This is a genomic window from Mycobacterium sp., from assembly GCF_051006775.1.
Taxonomy (GTDB): domain Bacteria; phylum Actinomycetota; class Actinomycetes; order Mycobacteriales; family Mycobacteriaceae; genus Mycobacterium.
This window is the reverse complement of sequence record NZ_JBPCSX010000057.1, coordinates 42,951-59,232: the sequence shown is the minus strand read 5'-3', so window position 1 is coordinate 59,232 and position 16,282 is coordinate 42,951. Positions and strand designations below refer to the sequence as shown.

General features: G+C 67.2%; 16 protein-coding genes and 1 pseudogene. 7 read left to right on the top strand and 10 right to left on the bottom strand.

Translation table 11 applies throughout. The features are described from left to right. Nucleotides 1-143: 143 nt before the first annotated feature. Nucleotides 144-1,046 (top strand): hypothetical protein, encoded by a 903-nt coding sequence (locus ACR2JI_RS04495; protein WP_526388453.1) that lies wholly within the window; start codon nucleotides 144-146, stop codon nucleotides 1,044-1,046. Here the strand turns inward: ACR2JI_RS04495 and htpX are convergent. After that, nucleotides 1,043-1,912, bottom strand: a complete 870-nt coding sequence (gene htpX / locus ACR2JI_RS04490) for a zinc metalloprotease HtpX (RefSeq protein WP_526388451.1) — start codon at nucleotides 1,910-1,912, stop codon at nucleotides 1,043-1,045. The two genes, ACR2JI_RS04495 and htpX, sit on opposite strands and share 4 nt — an antisense overlap. A gap of 68 nt (nucleotides 1,913-1,980) precedes the next feature. Then, entirely contained in the window at nucleotides 1,981-2,988 is a 1,008-nt protein-coding gene (gene grcC1, locus ACR2JI_RS04485; protein WP_526388449.1) for a nonaprenyl/(2E,6E)-farnesyl/geranylgeranyl diphosphat synthase, read from the bottom strand. A gap of 21 nt (nucleotides 2,989-3,009) precedes the next feature. Here grcC1 and menJ point away from each other — a divergent pair, with 21 nt between their 5' ends. Beyond that, a complete protein-coding gene (gene menJ, locus ACR2JI_RS04480; protein WP_526388447.1) occupies nucleotides 3,010-4,272 on the top strand; it encodes a menaquinone reductase MenJ in 1,263 nt (420 codons plus the stop codon). Nucleotides 4,273-4,343: 71 nt separating this feature from the next. Here the strand turns inward: menJ and ACR2JI_RS04475 are convergent, their stop codons facing one another. The 8 genes from ACR2JI_RS04475 to ACR2JI_RS04440 all read right to left on the bottom strand — a co-directional run bounded on the left by ACR2JI_RS04475 (nucleotide 4,344) and on the right by ACR2JI_RS04440 (nucleotide 11,364). Beyond that, nucleotides 4,344-5,033, bottom strand: a complete 690-nt coding sequence (locus tag ACR2JI_RS04475) for a demethylmenaquinone methyltransferase (protein ID WP_526388445.1) — start codon at nucleotides 5,031-5,033, stop codon at nucleotides 4,344-4,346. A gap of 18 nt (nucleotides 5,034-5,051) precedes the next feature. After that, nucleotides 5,052-5,219, bottom strand: coding sequence for a hypothetical protein (locus tag ACR2JI_RS04470; protein WP_526388443.1), 168 nt, complete (start codon nucleotides 5,217-5,219; stop codon nucleotides 5,052-5,054). Nucleotides 5,220-5,365: 146 nt separating this feature from the next. Beyond that, nucleotides 5,366-5,848, bottom strand: coding sequence for a DUF3592 domain-containing protein (locus tag ACR2JI_RS04465; protein WP_526388541.1), 483 nt, complete (start codon nucleotides 5,846-5,848; stop codon nucleotides 5,366-5,368). Between the two features lie 29 nt (nucleotides 5,849-5,877). Next, entirely contained in the window at nucleotides 5,878-7,530 is a 1,653-nt protein-coding gene (gene menD / locus ACR2JI_RS04460; RefSeq protein ID WP_526388441.1) for a 2-succinyl-5-enolpyruvyl-6-hydroxy-3-cyclohexene-1-carboxylic-acid synthase, read from the bottom strand. Nucleotides 7,531-7,542: 12 nt separating this feature from the next. Beyond that, nucleotides 7,543-8,328: an alpha/beta fold hydrolase gene (locus tag ACR2JI_RS04455; protein ID WP_526388439.1), complete on the bottom strand. Its 786-nt coding sequence runs from the start codon at nucleotides 8,326-8,328 to the stop codon at nucleotides 7,543-7,545. Between the two features lie 9 nt (nucleotides 8,329-8,337). Continuing rightward, the gene (tpx, locus tag ACR2JI_RS04450) at nucleotides 8,338-8,829 is read right to left on the bottom strand and encodes a thiol peroxidase (protein WP_526388437.1); all 492 of its coding nucleotides are present in this window, start codon (nucleotides 8,827-8,829) and stop codon (nucleotides 8,338-8,340) included. Then, complete coding sequence (locus ACR2JI_RS04445) at nucleotides 8,817-9,779, bottom strand: o-succinylbenzoate synthase (protein WP_526388435.1); 963 nt, start codon at nucleotides 9,777-9,779, stop codon at nucleotides 8,817-8,819. Before ACR2JI_RS04445 ends, tpx begins: the two co-directional genes overlap by 13 nt. 16 nt (nucleotides 9,780-9,795) lie before the next feature. Next, nucleotides 9,796-11,364 (bottom strand): long-chain-fatty-acid--CoA ligase, encoded by a 1,569-nt coding sequence (locus tag ACR2JI_RS04440; RefSeq protein WP_526388433.1) that lies wholly within the window; start codon nucleotides 11,362-11,364, stop codon nucleotides 9,796-9,798. 132 nt (nucleotides 11,365-11,496) lie between these two features. Here ACR2JI_RS04440 and fadD8 point away from each other — a divergent pair. The 5 genes and pseudogenes from fadD8 (at nucleotide 11,497) to menE (ending at nucleotide 16,275) form a co-directional block, all read left to right on the top strand. Continuing rightward, nucleotides 11,497-13,097: pseudogene (gene fadD8 / locus ACR2JI_RS04435) on the top strand (fatty-acid--CoA ligase FadD8). Between the two features lie 26 nt (nucleotides 13,098-13,123). After that, a complete protein-coding gene (locus ACR2JI_RS04430) occupies nucleotides 13,124-13,768 on the top strand; it encodes an HAD family hydrolase (protein ID WP_526388431.1) in 645 nt (214 codons plus the stop codon). Then, on the top strand, nucleotides 13,765-14,625 hold the full coding sequence (locus tag ACR2JI_RS04425) for an SDR family oxidoreductase (RefSeq protein ID WP_526388429.1): 861 nt from the start codon (nucleotides 13,765-13,767) through the stop codon (nucleotides 14,623-14,625). The genes ACR2JI_RS04430 and ACR2JI_RS04425 overlap by 4 nt, the downstream gene beginning before the upstream one ends. A 2-nt stretch (nucleotides 14,626-14,627) precedes the next feature. Next, nucleotides 14,628-15,014: a VOC family protein gene (locus ACR2JI_RS04420; protein WP_526388427.1), complete on the top strand. Its 387-nt coding sequence runs from the start codon at nucleotides 14,628-14,630 to the stop codon at nucleotides 15,012-15,014. A 172-nt stretch (nucleotides 15,015-15,186) separates the two neighbouring features. After that, nucleotides 15,187-16,275 carry an o-succinylbenzoate--CoA ligase gene (gene menE / locus ACR2JI_RS04415; RefSeq protein ID WP_526388539.1) on the top strand — a complete coding sequence of 363 codons (1,089 nt, stop codon included), beginning with the start codon at nucleotides 15,187-15,189 and terminating at the stop codon, nucleotides 16,273-16,275. Nucleotides 16,276-16,282 lie beyond the last annotated feature (7 nt).

The following is a 16,282-nucleotide window of genomic DNA, read 5'->3' as shown; positions in this document are numbered from 1 at the left end:
CGCGACGTGCGCCCATTGATTTGCGTCCGGAGCAGGTAGGCTTAAGCTAAGAGAGTCTTAGAGAATCCCTGAGGACCGGAGCGGGAAGGCAGACGGCAGTGAACTGGCGAGCGAGGCAGGCGGCGCGCATCGGCGCTACGGCTGTGGGCGTTGCTGGCGGACTGATGCTGCTGGCCACTTCTGGGCAGACCACCGACGGATTCGTGCATGCGAATTTCGGCGGTCCGCTGGGTCTGTTCGGGGCCTCCTCCGCCGAAAGTCAGTCCGGAGTCCTGGCCATCGGCGACGGCTCCTCGGACGCTACCGAACTGGCCACACTGCTGAACACGACCGGGGCGACAGCCAAGCCGGGCCCGTTCCAGGTGTCGTTCGAGCCAGGCGCAGGGCCGGGTTCCTCAGAGTTACGGGTCTTCCCCACCACCACGGCAGCGTCGGCCCGGATTTCTGACCAGTCGCTGGCTCTGCCCAACAAGCCGGTGGTCGACGCGCAGGGCCGCATCGACTGCAGTGGATCGGTCAGCTGCCTGACCGATCCCGTCACCAACGTCACCACGGTGACCTACCCCGACGGTGTCGTCGCCCTGGTTCAGAAGATCAACGACACGACGCTCGTCGCTTACAAAACCGTCGTAAACGCTCTGCCCGCCCAGCTGCAGAACATCTTCCCGCAGGCTCCGGCACCCGCGCCCATGGCGGCTGCGGCAGTGGCCGCGCCCAACAGCGAAGCCGCGCCCGCCACCGAGGCCCCTGCTGAGGCGACCGAGCCCGCGGCCGAGGCGGCGCCTGAGATCAGCGCCAGCACCATCCGTCCCCGGGTCATCGTCACCAGCCCGCCTGCCGATTACGCCCCCGGCACGACCGGATTGGTCAGCGGTAACCCGCTACAGCTTCCGTCGCCGAGCATCACCAACCCGGTGGACGTGGTCAAGGATGCTGTCAGCTCGGTGGTGAGTGCAATCGGCGGAGTCGTCAACAACGCCATCAAGCCGGGCAATCACAACGGCAGCCGCACCAAAGCGCCGTCGGCGAGCACGCCGGCGAACTAGCCCTGCGCCATCTTCTCAAGTCGCGCGATCCGATCCTGGATGGGCGGATGCGTAGAGAACAGATTGCCGATCTTCTCGCCGGACCGGAACGGACTGGCGATCATCAGGTGCGCCTGGTCGGCGATCTGCGGAGTTGGCGGAAGCGGGGCGGCCTCGACGCCGCCGCTGATCTTACGCAGCGCGGATGCCAGGGCCAGCGGGTCGCCGGAAAGTTCGGCGCCGGACTCGTCGGCCTGGTACTCCCGTGAGCGCGACACCGCCATCCGAATCACCCCGGCCGCGAATGGACCCAGCAGCGAAACGAGCATCAGCGCAAGCGGATTCGGTCCACCCTGCCGGTTTCCTCCACCGCTGAACGCCCCGGTGAACATCGCCATATTGGCGAGATAAGTGATGACGGAAGCAAGCGCGCCGGCGACACAGGAGATGAGGATGTCCCGGTTGTAGACGTGTGACAGCTCGTGGCCCAGCACGGCGCGCAGTTCGCGTTCGTTGAGCAGATTCAGGATGCCGGTGGTGCAACACACCGCAGCGTTGCGCGGGTTGCGGCCGGTGGCAAACGCGTTCGGGTTGGCCGTGTCACTGATGTAGAGCCGGGGCATGGGCTGGTGTGCGGCAGTTGAAAGCTCCCGCACGATGGCGTAGATCTGCGGGGCCTGCACCTCGGTGATCGGCTGGGCCTGCATGGACTTCAGCGCGAGCTTGTCGCTGTTGAAATAGACGTAGGCGTTCATACCCAGGGCCATCAGCAGGGCCAGGAACATCACATTCCGCCCGAACAGCGAGCCGACGAAGACGATCAGCGCCGACATACCTGCGAGCAGAAAAAACGTCTTCAACCGGTTAGCGGTCGGATGCCAGGTCATTACGTCTCCTTCTGTACAGATTCCCCGGCAGATTAACGCCCGCCGGAGCAATGAGGTTCCGGACCCGCTCAGCCGTGTCTGTTGACCGTGTAATCCACCAGCGAAGCCAGCGCGCGCCGCCCCGGCCCCTCCGGCAGACCGTCGAGTTCCGCGCGAGCCTGGGCCGCGTACTGCGCAACAGTCTCCTTGGCGGCGGCGATCCCACCCGAGGCACGCAGCAGCTTCAGCGCTTCGGAGACCGCGGCGTCATCCTCGATCGGACCCTTGAGCAACTCGCGCAGCCGGTCGGCGGCCGGTCCGGTCTCCTGTAGGGCGAACAGCACAGGCAGCGTGTGCACACCCTCCCGCAGGTCGGTACCGGGCAACTTGCCGGAGTCATCGGGTTCGGCCTCGATGTCGATGATGTCGTCAGAGATCTGGAACACAGTGCCGACGATCTCACCGATCTGGGCCAGCCGCTCCACCTGGTCATCGGTGGCCCCTGCGAACGTTCCACCCAGCCGTCCGGAGGCGGCGATCAGGCAGGCCGTCTTCTCAGCGACGACTTTCAGGTAGTGCGAGATGGGGTCTGCGCCCGATGGGGCACCCTTGGTCTCGCGCATCTGCCCGGTGACCAACTGGGCGAACGTCTCGGCGATGATGCGCACCGCGTCGGGGCCGAGCCGCGACACCAATTTCGAGGCCGACGCAAAAAGATAGTCGCCTGCCAAGATCGCAATGTTATTGCCCCAGCGGGCATTTGCCGATTCAGCGCCGCGGCGAACCTTGGCCTCGTCCATCACGTCGTCGTGGTAAAGCGTGGCCAGATGTACGAGTTCGATGACGGCGCCCGCAATGGTGACCTGCCAGGCATCCGGATCCGGACCGACATGCGCTGACAGCACGGTAAACAGCGGGCGGAACCGCTTGCCGCCGGCCTCGAACAGGTGCAGCGCGACCTCGGTCATCAGCTCGTCCCCGGACCGCAGTTCATCGGCGATCAGATCCTCGACGCGGGCCACACCATCGCGGACATTCTGGGCGAAGGCCGGGTCGCCGAAGTCGACGCCTGCTACCACGCTGGCCGGTGTCCGCACCCTCACAACATACTGAAGGGCATGAACGAGCTGTCAGCTGAGGTAGGTCGGTGGTCGGGAGCACCGGCCCTCGGGGCTGAACTGGTCGTTGTGGGCGCCGGACCGGCCGGCTCCTCGGCAGCAGCCTGGGCGGCCCGGGCGGGCTGGCAGGTCCTGGTGGTCGATGCCTCCGAATTCCCCCGGGACAAGGCCTGCGGTGACGGTCTGACCCCCCGCGCGATCGCCGAACTGCGGCTACTGGGCCTGGGTGACTGGCTGGACGGCCGGATTCGCCACCACGGTCTGCGGCTCGCCGGGTTCGGCGCCTCCGTTCAGGTGCCCTGGCCGGGACCGTCTTTCCCGCCGGTCAGCTCTGCGGTGCCCAGAACCGAACTCGACGACCGGGTGCGCAAGGCCGCAGAGGGGGCCGGCGCGGGGATGCTGCTGGGTACCAAGGCGGTCGGGGTGGTCCGGGACACGACGGGCCGGGTTTCGGCGGTAACGCTCGCCGACGGCCGGCGGGTGTCGTGCCGGTGGCTGATCGTCGCCGATGGCGCCCGTTCGACGCTCGGCCGGACGCTGGGACGGCAGTGGCATCGGGAGACCGTGTATGGGGTGGCGGCCCGTGGATACCTGTCATCGCCGCGGGCGTCCGAGGAGTGGATCTCCTCGGATCTGGAGCTGCGGTCGCCTGATGGTCAGGTCCTGCCCGGCTACGGCTGGATCTTCCCGCTGGGCAATGGCGAGGTGAATATCGGCGTCGGCGCACTTGCGACCGCGAAGCGGCCCGCCGACGTCGCACTACGGCCACTGATCAAGCATTACGCCGAGTTGAAGCGGGACGAGTGGGGATTCCAGGGCGCGCCGCGGGCGGTGTCCTCCGCGCTGCTGCCGATGGGTGGGGCGGTGTCGGGGGTGGCCGGGCCGAACTGGCTGCTGATCGGCGACGCCGCCGCGTGCGTCAACCCACTCAACGGTGAGGGCATCGACTACGGGCTCGAGACCGGTCGGCTCGCCGTGGAAATACTGGGTTCCGATGATCTGCAGGGGGCGTGGCCGGCGCTGCTGCAGGCGCACTACGGGCGGGGTTTCTCGGTGGCCCGACGACTGGGGCTGCTGCTGGCGATGCCGCGGTTTCTGCCAATGGCCGGTCCGATCGGCATGCGTTCGTCGGTGCTGATGGACATCGCGGTGCGCGTGATGGGGAACCTGGTGACCGATGAGGATGCCGACTGGGTGGCCCGGCTGTGGCGCGGCGCCGGAGCCGGCTCCCGGATGGTGGATCGCCGAAAGCCGTTCTGCTAGTTCTGCCGACTGATTCGGCGCGGTTTCGTGCGCTCACCGCTTGTTTGCGCGCCGACTTGCGCGAGCTCGGCTCAGCCGGGCTTGACGGCGGAGTGCAGGGCGACGATGCCGCCGGTGAGATTGCGCCAACGCACTTCGGCCCAGCCGGCCCCCTCAATCCGGCGGGCCAGCGCGGGCTGATCGGGCCAGGCCCGGATGGACTCGGCCAGGTAGACGTAGGCCTCCGGGTTGCTCGACACCGCGGTGGCCACCCGCGGCAGGGCCCGCATCAGATATTCCTTGTAGATGGTGGAGAACACCGGCACGGTGGGCGTGGAGAACTCGCAGACCACCAGCCGTCCGCCCGGTTTGGTGACCCGGGCCATCTCGCGAAGACCGGCGACGTTGTCGACGACGTTACGCAGGCCGAAGCTGATGGTCACCGCGTCGAAGACATCGTCGGCGAACGGCAGTCGGGTGGCATCGGCAGCGACCTTCGGCACCGGCCGGCCGGCGCCGGCACGGAGCATGCCCACCGAGAAGTCGGCGGCCACACACCAGGCTCCGGACTTCTCCAGTTCGACGGTCGACACCGCCGTGCCCGCGGCGAGATCCAGTACCCGATCCCCCGGGCCCGCTCCCAGCGCCGCCCGAGTGGCCCGTCGCCAGGAGCGGTCCTGCCCGGCCGACAGCACCGTGTTGGTGATGTCGTAGCGGCGCGCCACACCGTCGAACATGGACGCGACATCGTGTGGGTCTTTGTCCAGGGAAGCGCGGCTCACCCGCCTGACGTTACCGCCTCAGGCGGTATCGGACGACATGCGAATCCCCACCTGGCGGGCATGCTGGACCATCTGTTCGCTGAGCCGGATCAGCCGGTCCTCGTGCCCCGCAGGCATGGTGTAGGCCAGCTTGCGTAACTCGATGGCGAATCCGTTGAGGTCCTGTCGGAATGCATTTTCGTTCATTGGGTTTCGCTCCCCACGTTCTCAGCTGGTATTCACCAGCGCGAAAGCACTTGTGCGAGATGGCCCCTTTGCCCTGCACACCATCTTCCACCGCAATCAGCCCGGGGAGAAGACCTCCCAGGAAAGATTCAGGTGAACATCATGTTTCAGACAGATGCCGACCCGGGCGAGCGTTGTTCGGCCCGCACCAGCCCGGCTAGCACGATGCTGCCCGCCAACCAGCCGGCTACGGCGATGGATCCGGCCGGGATGATGGCCAGCGCCGCGTTGCGATCCTGCACGCGAACGAGATTCGGATTGCTCTTGTCGTATTCGACGTAGATGCGCATTCCGGTGGCCAACTCTGACGGGTAGAGCACACCCAGTTCGGGCCGGTAGGTCACACGCTCGGGGGTGACGTACTCGACGGTGGACCGACGGGGCCCGGCGGAGAGCACTTCTGCTTCCGCAACGCCCATGTGCCGCTCGATCTGCCGGTCGTTGCGCCACGCTCCGGCAACCAGTAGGACTGACTGAAGGGTGACGATGCCCATCAGGATCCATACTCCACTCTTGGCCCAGCGCAACGCTTTTCGCCGCGGGCTATCCGTCAGGCCGGGGTCGCGCAGCGGTAGCGCGGCTTGCAGTATCGATCGCAGCCACCCGATAACCGAGCTGATCACAGCGCCGCTCTGATGGCGGCGTGCAGCTGCCGCAACGTGGATCGGTCGGCCTTGACCTCGAGTACCCGGATACCGTCGTGCGGTTCATCGAGTGCGAGTCCGAGTCCGTCGACCTCGACCTGCCGGGAGTCGACGTGATAGGCACGGCAGAGGGCGCCGACATCGACGTCATGGGGGGTGCCGAAGATGCGCGATGAGACATCCGAGAACCGCGGGTCGCCCTGCTCGAGCAACTCGAAGATACCGCCGCCGTTGTCATTGGACACCACGATCGTGAGGTTGCGCGGAACCGGCTCGGTGGGCCCGATCAACAGGCCCGATGCGTCGTGCACGAAGGTCAGATCTCCGAGCAGAGCGATCGTCCGGCCGTCGTAGGCCAGTGCTGCGCCGATGGCCGTCGACACCGTGCCGTCGATACCGGCGACCCCGCGGTTGGAGCGCACTGCGACCCCGTCGGTGTTCAGCCCGACCAGGGCCATGTCGCGAACCGGATTGGAGGCGCCGAGCACCAACTGGTCGCCGGGGCGCAACGCGGCGGCCACTGCCGCCGCGACATGCAGGCCAGTGGCCAGCGGGTACTCCGCCAGTTGTCCCCGCACCGCGGCCAAGGCATTCTCATTCGCCGCGGCACAGCGCGCGATCCAGTCCGGGTCGGGGGTACCGACGGTCTCCGCACGAGTGCCGGTGGCCTCGGAATTGCCCGATACATCGGGCCAGCGTGGACCGGTGGTCAGCGCGAACACCGGCACCGCCGGGTCAGCCAGCAGAGCCGAGACACCCCGGTGCAGGGTCGGACGGCCCAGCATGATCACCTGCTGGGGTCGAACGGTGTTCAGCGCCAGAGGATGCAACGGGTTGGCCGCGTGCGGGGCGGTGGGCTCGGCGATCGTCGGCAGGTGCGCCAGGTTCGGATGCACGCCGGCGCCGTGTCCGGCCACAACGACGGTGTCCGGTGTCAGGTCGATCGCCAGCGGCTGGTCGAAACTCACCGGCGGGACGTAGGTCCAAGGCTTGCCGTCAGGCCGGCCCGGTAGAACATCAGCGGGATCCGAATCAACCTCGGGCACAAGGGGTTCGCGGAGCGGGATGTCGAACTGGACGGGACCGGAGTTGGCAGTTCGGGCACCGGTGGCAGCGGCCAAAACCCGGGAGGTGACTGAGCGCCACGATGCGTTTTGCGCATCGAATCGCCGCGATGCGTTGTGAGCGTCCAAACTCTGCGGCGCACTCTCCGCCAGCCCCAGACTGATCGCCGCACGCACCTGGGTGCCGAAGTACCCCAGTTGCTCCATGGTCTGGTTGGCGCCGGTGCCCAGTAATTCGTAGGGGCGGTTCGCGCTCAGGATGATCAGCGGAACTCGGGCGTAATTGGACTCCACCACAGCCGGACCAATGTTGGCCACGGCGGTGCCCGAGGTCATCGCGATCGGCACCGGACGGCCACTGCCCAGCGACAGACCGATAGCAAGGAACCCGGCGGTGCGCTCGTCGATGCGCACATGCAGACGCAACCTGCCGGCCCGGTCTGCGTCGGACAGGGCGAAGGCCAGCGGGGCGTTACGCGACCCGGGGCAGAGCACGACGTCGCGCACGCCGCCGCGAACGAGTTCGTCGACGACGACCCGTGCCTGAGCCGTCGAGGGGTTCACCCTCTCAGGGTGTCATATGAGGGTGCCGGCGAAGAATTCCAGGATCGCCCGGTTGACGGCGTCCGGGCGCTCCAGGAAGCCGAGGTGCCCGGCATTGGCGATTTGGATGTAGCGGCCGTTGACCAGCGCCTCACCGACCTCTTTGCCCAGCGCCGGCGGGGTGATGATGTCGTCGCCGAAACCGATCACCAGTGTCTCGGTGGAGATTGAGCGGTAAGCCGGCAGCCGGTTCTCGGTGGGGGCCACCGTCAACTGGGCACGCCACCCGGGGGTACGCCGCAGCGGGAATGCGGCGAAGACCTCCAGCCACTCCCCGATCGCCGGGGAATTGATGGTCTTCGGTGAGAAGTTCTCCAGCACCCGCACCTTGGCCGCGTAGGCGGACGGAATCTCCACGTTCGCGTCGGCCAGCGCGAAGTCGGCGGCCCGGAAAGTCTTGCGGGTGTCGTCCAGTCGGCCGCGAGTGCCCATCAGCACCGCCTGGTGCACGAGTTCGGGGCGGACCAGCATCAGTTCCTGGGCAATGAAGGCCCCCATCGACATCGCGACCAACCGGACCGGACCGCCGACCACCGCATCGATCAGTTCGGCGGTGTCGGCCACCATCTGCGCGGTGGAGAAGCCGTCGGCGTTTTCGGTCTCGCCGATACCGCGGTTGTCGAAGGTGATGCAGCGGTAGCCGGCTTCCAGGAATGCCGGGACCTGGTGGATGTGCCAGGTCCGCCCACCGCCGCCGGTGCCGGAGATGAACAGCACAGGATCACCGGACCCGCTGTCGTTGTAGGCCAGGTTGGTCACGCGGGGTGGCTAGCCGGCGGCCAGCGCGGCGTCGTAGTCGGGTTCCTGGGCGATCTCGCCGACCAGCTCGGTGTAGGCGACCTTCCCATCGGCGCCGATCACCACAACCGCACGCCCGAGCAGTCCGGCCATCGGGCCGTCGGTGATGGTCACCCCGTAGTCCTCACCGAAGCTGTCCCGGAACGCCGACGCGGAGATGACGTTCTCGATGCCCTCGGCACCGCAGAACCGGCTCAACGCGAACGGCAGATCCTTCGACACGCACAGCACCGTCAGCCCGCGCGCCGCGGCCTGCTCGTTGAACTTGCGGACACTCGATGCGCAGACCGGGGTGTCCACCGAGGGGAAGATGTTCAGCAGCACCGGTTTCCCGCTGAACTGCGCGAGGCTGACAGTTCCGAGATCGGTTCCGGTCAGAGCGAACGCCGGGGCCGACGATCCCACGGCCGGGAGATCGCCGACGGTGTTGATGGGGTTTCCACGCAGGGTTATCTGAGCCATGACCAACAGTCTTGCACCCTGGTCACCCACCAGTCACGGCGGTCGCCCGGCACGGCCAGACCGGCCAGCCGGGCCGGGTCAGGAGCGACCGGGGCCACCGCCAATCGGCCATCGACCGGGGTCAGGCCCGGCTCGATGACGTCCTCCACGAACAGGCCGCCGGTTCCCAGCCCGCACGCGTATGCCAGGGCGGGCAGGGCCGCGGCCGCCGCCACCCCCGCCGCGATGCCGACCGCGGAGTCCAGTGCGCTGGAGACGACCACCGGGATGTCGATCTGACCGGCGATATCCAGCATGGCCCGCACCCCGCCCAGCGGGGCCACCTTGAGCACAGCGATATCGGCGGCGTCGGCCCGCACCACGGCCAGCGGGTCCGACGCCTTGCGGATGCTCTCGTCGGCGGCCACCGGAACGTCGATCAGCCGGCGCACCTCGGCCAGCTCGCCTGTGCTGCGGCACGGCTGTTCGAGGTACTCCAGGTCACCGCCGGCGGTCAGCGCCCGCGCCGCCGTCACCGCCTCGGCCACCGTCCACCCGCCATTGGCGTCCACCCGTACGGTCGGGATCAACGCCCGCACCGCCTCGACCCTGGCCACATCGTCGGCCAACGTCTGCCCCGGCTCGGCGACCTTGACCTTCGCTGTAGTCGAACCCGGGAACCTGGCCAGCACCTCGGGCACCCGATCCGGCGTGATCGCAGGCACGGTGGCATTGATCGGTATCGAATCACGCACTGGCACAGGCATTGTCCCGTAGGCGGATTCGATACCGGAGGCCAGCCAGTGAGCCGCCTCCGGCGCCTCGTACTCCAGGAACGCCCCGAACTCACCCCAGCCGGCGGGACCGTCGATCAACGCCACCTCGCGCACTGTGATGCCGCGGAACCGCACCCGCATCGGCAGTGCCACGACATACAGCCGGTCGAGCAGATCGTCGAGCGCCGGGATCACGACGAATCAGCGATCATCAGATCGCGCGGTCGCGATTCTCCCAGTAGGGCTTTCGCAGATCCTTCTTGAGCAGTTTGCCGGTGGGGTTACGTGGCAGCTCTGCCATGATCTCGACGCTGCGCGGGCACTTGTAGCCGGCCAGCCGCTCCCGGCACCAGGCGACCAGCTCTTCGGGTGACGTCTGCTGTCCGTCGGCCAACTCCACGACGGCTTTCACCGACTCCCCCCACTTCTCATCGGGAATGCCGAACACCGCGGCATCGGTGACCGCCGGGTGGTCGGTGAGCGCCCGCTCCACCTCCACCGAGTAGATGTTCTCGCCACCGGAGATGATCATGTCCTTGAGCCTGTCCTCGACGAACACGAACCCGCCGTCGTCAACGCGGCCGATATCGCCGGTGCGGAACCAGCCGTCATCGGTGATGGCCTCCCGGGTGGCATCCGGCTTGTTGTGGTAACCCTGCATCAACTGCGGTGTGCGGAACCACAATTCCCCAGGCTCGCCGGGCGCGACGTCGTCGAGGGTGTCGGGATTGACCACCTTCACTTCGACCCCACGCGCGGGCTGGCCGGCACTGGTGAGCCGCTCCGGCCGAGAGTCGTCGCGATGTGCCTCCGGCGACAGCTGGGTGATGGCGCCGCACACCTCGGTCAGTCCGTACACCTGGACGAAGTCGGTGTTGGGAAACTCCTCGAGGGCGGTCCGCAACAGCGCAGGCGGCATGGGTGCCGCCCCGTAGACGAAGGTGCGCAACTGGTTGAACAGCTTGATGGCATCGGGGCCCATCTCCATCACCTTGGCCAGCACCGCGGGCACCAGGAAGGTGCGGGTGGCCCCTGCCAGCATCGCTCCGGCAAGAGAGGCGCCGTCGACCTCGCGGGTCATGATGCTGGGGATGCCGGCGTGGATACCGAACTGGGCATACGAGGATCCGCCCACGTGGAACAGCGGCATCGACACCATGTTCTTGTCATCGGCATCGAACTCGAAGGTGCCGGCATTGAGGGTGTGGGCGATCAGGTTGGCCTGAGTGAGCCTGATGCCCTTGGGGTTTCCGGTGGTGCCGGAGGAATACATGATGACGCAGACATCCTCCGGTGTGACGTCGGCTCCGCGGCCACGCGGGGTCGCGGCGGCCAGCATCGCCTCGTACTGGTCGCCGTCCACTCCCTCGGGGGTGACTTCGATGATGTGCTCGACACCCGGGATCCGGTCGCGGATCGCGTCGATACCGTCGGCGAGTTCGGCGCCGACGATCAACAGCTTGGCGCCGGAGTCGTTGAGCACGTAGTCGGTCTCGGCACCAGCCAGTCGGAAGTTGATGATCGCGGTCGCCGCGCCCAGGGAGGCCGCGGCCAGCGTGACCTCGATGCAGGCCGGGTGGTTCTTGTCCAGGAAGGCCACCACATCGCCGCGACCGACACCGCGTTCTGCCAGCGCCCCGGCCAGCCGTCGCACCCGGTCGTCCAACTGCGCCCAGGTGAAGCTGCGGCCGAGGTAGGAGATGGCCTCCGCGTCGGGCTTGGCCTTCGCCCAGTAGGCCAGCCGGTCGTCAAGGAAGCGCGGTTCGGGTGGTTGCGACATACCCCACAGGGTGCCACGCATCGCCCGATCAGTGGACGGTTCCAGTCAACCCCGAAGTTGATTCCTCAGGCCTTACGAAGGCGTGCGCTCCGATGCCTTCCGAGGAACTGGAACACGTTCTAATCTGTGGTCATGAGCCAGGACCTGTTACGCCATCCCGTGCACTCGGGTCATTTGACCGTCGGTGCGCTCAAACGCCACCGGAACTCACCTGTGCTGTTCCTCGGGGACACCACACTGACCGGGGGCGAACTGGCGGACCGGATCAGCCAGTACATCCAGGCGTTCGAGGCGCTCGGCGCCGGTAGCGGCGCGACCGTCGGCCTGCTCTCGCTGAACCGGCCCGAAGTGCTGATGATCATCGGCGCAGGCCAGACCCAGGGCTACCGGCGCACCGCGCTACACCCGCTGGGCTCGCTCGACGACCATGCCTACGTGCTCGCCGACGCCGAGGCGACCGCGCTGATCATCGATCCGAACCCGATGTTCGTCGAGCGCGCGCTGGGATTGCTGGCCAAGGTGGGGTCGCTGACCAAGATCCTGACACTGGGACCGGTGCCGGCCGAACTGGCCGAGGTCGGGGTGGATCTGATCGCCGAAGCGGCCAAGTACCCGGCCACGACCCTGGCGGCGGCGGATCTACCGCCCGACCACATCGGCGGCCTGACCTACACCGGCGGCACCACCGGCAAGCCCAAGGGCGTGATGGGGACGGTGAGTTCGATCCTCACCATGACCACCGTGCAGCTGGCCGAATGGGAATGGCCGGAGAATCCGCGGTTCCTGATGTGCACGCCGCTCTCGCACGCCGGTGCGGCGTTCTTCGTGCCGACGATCGTCAAGGGCGGCGAGATGATCGTGTTGCCCAAGTTCGACCCCGCCGAGGTGCTCAAGACCATCGAGGAGCGTCGCATCACCGCCACCATGCTGGTGCCGTCGATGATCTACGCACTGATGGACCATCCCGACTCACATACCCGCGATCTGTCATCGCTGGAAACGGTGTACTACGCGCCTCAGCGATGAACCCGGTCCGACTGGCCGAGGCGATCAGCAGGTTCGGGCCGATCTTCGCCCAGTACTACGGGCAGTCCGAGGCTCCGATGGTGATCACCTACCTGGCCAAGGGCGACCACGACGAGAAGCGACTGACATCCTGCGGGCGTCCCACCCTGTTCGCCCGTACGGCTCTGCTCGGCGCCGACGGAAAACCGGTGCCCCGTGGCGAAGTCGGTGAGATCTGCGTGTCCGGTCCGCTGCTGTCGGGCGGCTACTGGAAACTGCCGGAGGCCACTGCTGAGACCTTCAAGGACGGATGGATGCACACCGGCGATATGGCGCGCGAGGACGAGGACGGCTTCTGGTTCATCGTCGACCGGGTGAAGGACATGATCGTCACCGGCGGATTCAACGTCTTCCCCCGGGAGGTGGAGGACGTCGTCGCAGAGCACCCCGCCGTCGCGCAGGTGTGCGTGATCGGCACACCGGACGAGAAGTGGGGTGAGGCGGTGACCGCGGTGATCGTGCTGCGCCCCGAGCATCCCGCCGATGAGGATTCGGTGGCCCGGGTGACCGCCGAGATCCAGGAGGCGGTCAAGGACCGCAAAGGCTCCGTGCAGTCGCCCAAGCAGGTCATCGTGGTGGACTCGGTTCCGGTGACCGCACTGGGCAAGCCGGATAAGAAGGCGGTGCGGGCAAGGTTCTGGGAGGGCGCCGGACGGGCCGTGGGATGACGATCGGGTGACCGTAGGCTGACGCGGTGGCTCCGCGCGCTGTGCTGTTCGACTACTCCGGAACCCTGTTTCGTCTCAACGAGGACGACCGGTGGTTCGGTGGGATGGACCTCGACGCCGATCAGCGTGCCGAGGTGATGGACAGGCTGACCCACCCGACCGCCGATGTCACCCACCATGCCTGGGCACACCGAGACCTCGACCCGGTGCTGCACCGGGAGGCCTACCTGCACGTGCTCCAGATCTCCGGACTCAGTGACGAGCACGCCGAGACGCTGTACCAGCGCGTCATCGATCCGGCCCACTGGACGCCCTACCCCGATACCGCCGCGGTGCTGCGGGGCCTGCGTGACCGCGGGGTGAGAACCGCGGTGGTGTCCAACATCGCCTGGGACATCCGGGAGACGTTCGCTGATCTCGGCGCCGATCCGGATGACTTCGTGCTGTCCTTCGAAGTCGGCGCGGTCAAACCGGATCCGCGAATCTTCGAGACCGCACTGGCCCGACTCGGGGTGGACGCCTCCGACGCCCTGATGGTCGGCGACAGCGAGGAGAACGACGGCGGTGCACGAGCACTGGGAATGGGGTTCGCACTGGTCGATCCGTTACACACCGATGACCGGCGCACCGGACTTATCGCCGCGCTGCGCGATCACGGACTGGCGCTATGAAATCCCGGCGCCGAAAACTGACCGAAGCCATCGCACTGGCCGGCATGCGACCACCGCTGAGCATGCCGTCACGTACCCGAATTCCCCTGCGGGGCAGGCGAGTACTGATCACCGGCGCCTCATCGGGCATCGGTGAGGCCGGCGCCGAGGCGTTCGCGGCCGAAGGCGCAGAAGTGATCATTGTGGCCCGTCGGATCGATCTTCTCGAGAACGTCGCGACCAGGATCTCCGGCAATGGCGGCATCGCGACCGCGCTGCCCTGCGACCTGTCCGATCTCGATGCTGTCGACGCCCTCGCCGATACCGTCGAGCGGCGCTTCGGCGGAGTGGACATCCTGGTGAACAACGCGGGCCGTTCGATCCGCAGGCCGCTTGCCGACTCGCTGGACCGTTGGCATGACGTCGAACGGACCATGGGTCTCAACTACTTCTCCCCACTGCGACTTATCCGCGGACTGGCTCCCGGGATGATCGAACGGGGCGACGGTCACATCATCAACGTGGCCACCTGGGGTGTGCTCAGCGAAGCCTCCCCGCTGTTCAGCGTCTACAACGCTTCCAAGGCCGCGTTGAGTGCGGTCAGCCGGGTCATCGAGACAGAGTGGTCACGCCACGGGGTGCACTCCACAACGCTCTATTATCCGCTGGTGGCCACCCCGATGATCGCTCCGACCAAGGAGTACGACGGGATGCCCGCGTTGAGTTCCGCAGAAGCGGCGCAGTGGATGATCGACGCCGCCCGCCGCCGCCCGGTGCGGATCGCCCCGCGGTTCGGGGTTGCCGCGCGGGCCATCGATGTGCTTGCACCCGGCGTCCTCAACGGGATGCTGAAACGTCAACGCGTGCAGCCGAACTGACGATGGAGATCCTATCCAGCCGGGTGTTGTTCCGGCCCGCGGACTATGACCGATCGGTCCGTTTCTACCGTGACCGTCTGGGCCTGGCGATCGCTCGCGAATACCCCGGCGGGACGGTCTTTTTCGCCGGACAGTCGTTGATCGAACTGGCCGGCCACGGTGAACCGACCTCATTCTCCGGTGGCCCATTCCCTGGGGCCCTGTGGCTGCAGGTACGCGACCTCTACCAGACTCAGGGTGAGCTACGCGACCGCGGCCTCACGATCACCCGCGAGGCCCGACGCGAACCGTGGGGCCTGCATGAGATGCACATCATCGATCCGGATGGGATCACCCTGATCTTCGTGCAGATCCCCGAGGACCACCCGTTGCGCCGGGACAGCCGCTGACCTGATCGCACGACCTCCACCACCTGCAAGGATGGCGGCCAGGGTTACCTCGGTTTTCTGCTTGGGCGCCCCGCGCCCGATATCGTTGGGTCCGGCCATCACCGAAAGGAAGTCCGGGATCACCACCCTGCGCGCGCTCGCAATTCCCCCTGGTCCGTCGGCGTTATCACTGCTGGCGGCGCTTGAGGGCGTACTGGATGGCCGGGAAACCCCGCTGGTGCCGATCCCGTCCGGGGACTTCCGGGAGAGTGAACTGCTGACCCGAGCGCTGCGGGTCGGTGAGGAGATCGACGACGATATCGCCCTGGTGATCCCCACGTCCGGGACCACCGGAAAGCCCAAGGGCGCAATGCTGACTCCGGCCGCCCTGATCGCCAGCGCATCGGCGACCCACGACCGGTTGGGCGGGCCGGGCACCTGGCTGCTGGCTCTGCCGGCCCACCACATCGCCGGGATGCAGGTGCTGGTCCGCAGTGCACTGGCCGGCACGGTTCCGGTTGAACTCGACCTGTCCGAGGGTTTCGAACCCGCAGAATTGCCCGCAGCCATCAGCGAGATGGGCTCGGGGCGCCGGTATACCTCGCTGGTGGCCGCACAACTGGCCAAAGCACTGGCGGAGCCCGCCGCTGCCGCCGCCCTGGCCGAACTCGACGCTGTGCTGCTCGGCGGCGGACCGGCTCCGCAGCCGGTCCTGGCCGCGGCGGCAGAGACCGGAATCTCGGTAGTGCGCACCTATGGCTCCAGCGAAACTGCCGGAGGCTGCGTCTATGACGGCCTGCCACTGGACGGGGTCGAGGTGCGCATCGACTCGGACCGGATCGCAATCGGCGGCGCGACCCTGGCCAAGGGATACCGCAACCCGACGGACCCCGACCCGTTCGCCGAGTCCGGTTGGTTTTGCACTGACGACATTGGCGCCCTTGATGATTCGGGGTTACTCACCGTGCTGGGCCGGGCCGACGAGGCGATCAGCACCGGCGGCCTGACCGTGCTGCCCGCCGCGGTGGAGGCGGTGCTGTCCCGGCACCCGTCGGTAGCCGAGTGCGCGGTGTTCGGAGTTACCGACGATCGGCTGGGAGAGCGGGTGGTGGCTGCGGTGGTGCCGTCCGGCACGGTCCCGACCCTCGATGAGCTCAGGGATTTCGTGGCCCGGTCACTGGACCGCACAGCCGCGCCGCGCGAGATACATATCGTCGGCGAACTACCCCGGCGTGGTATCGGCAAGCTGGACCGCCAGGCGTTGCGCGAGCGTTACGGGTGAACACCGG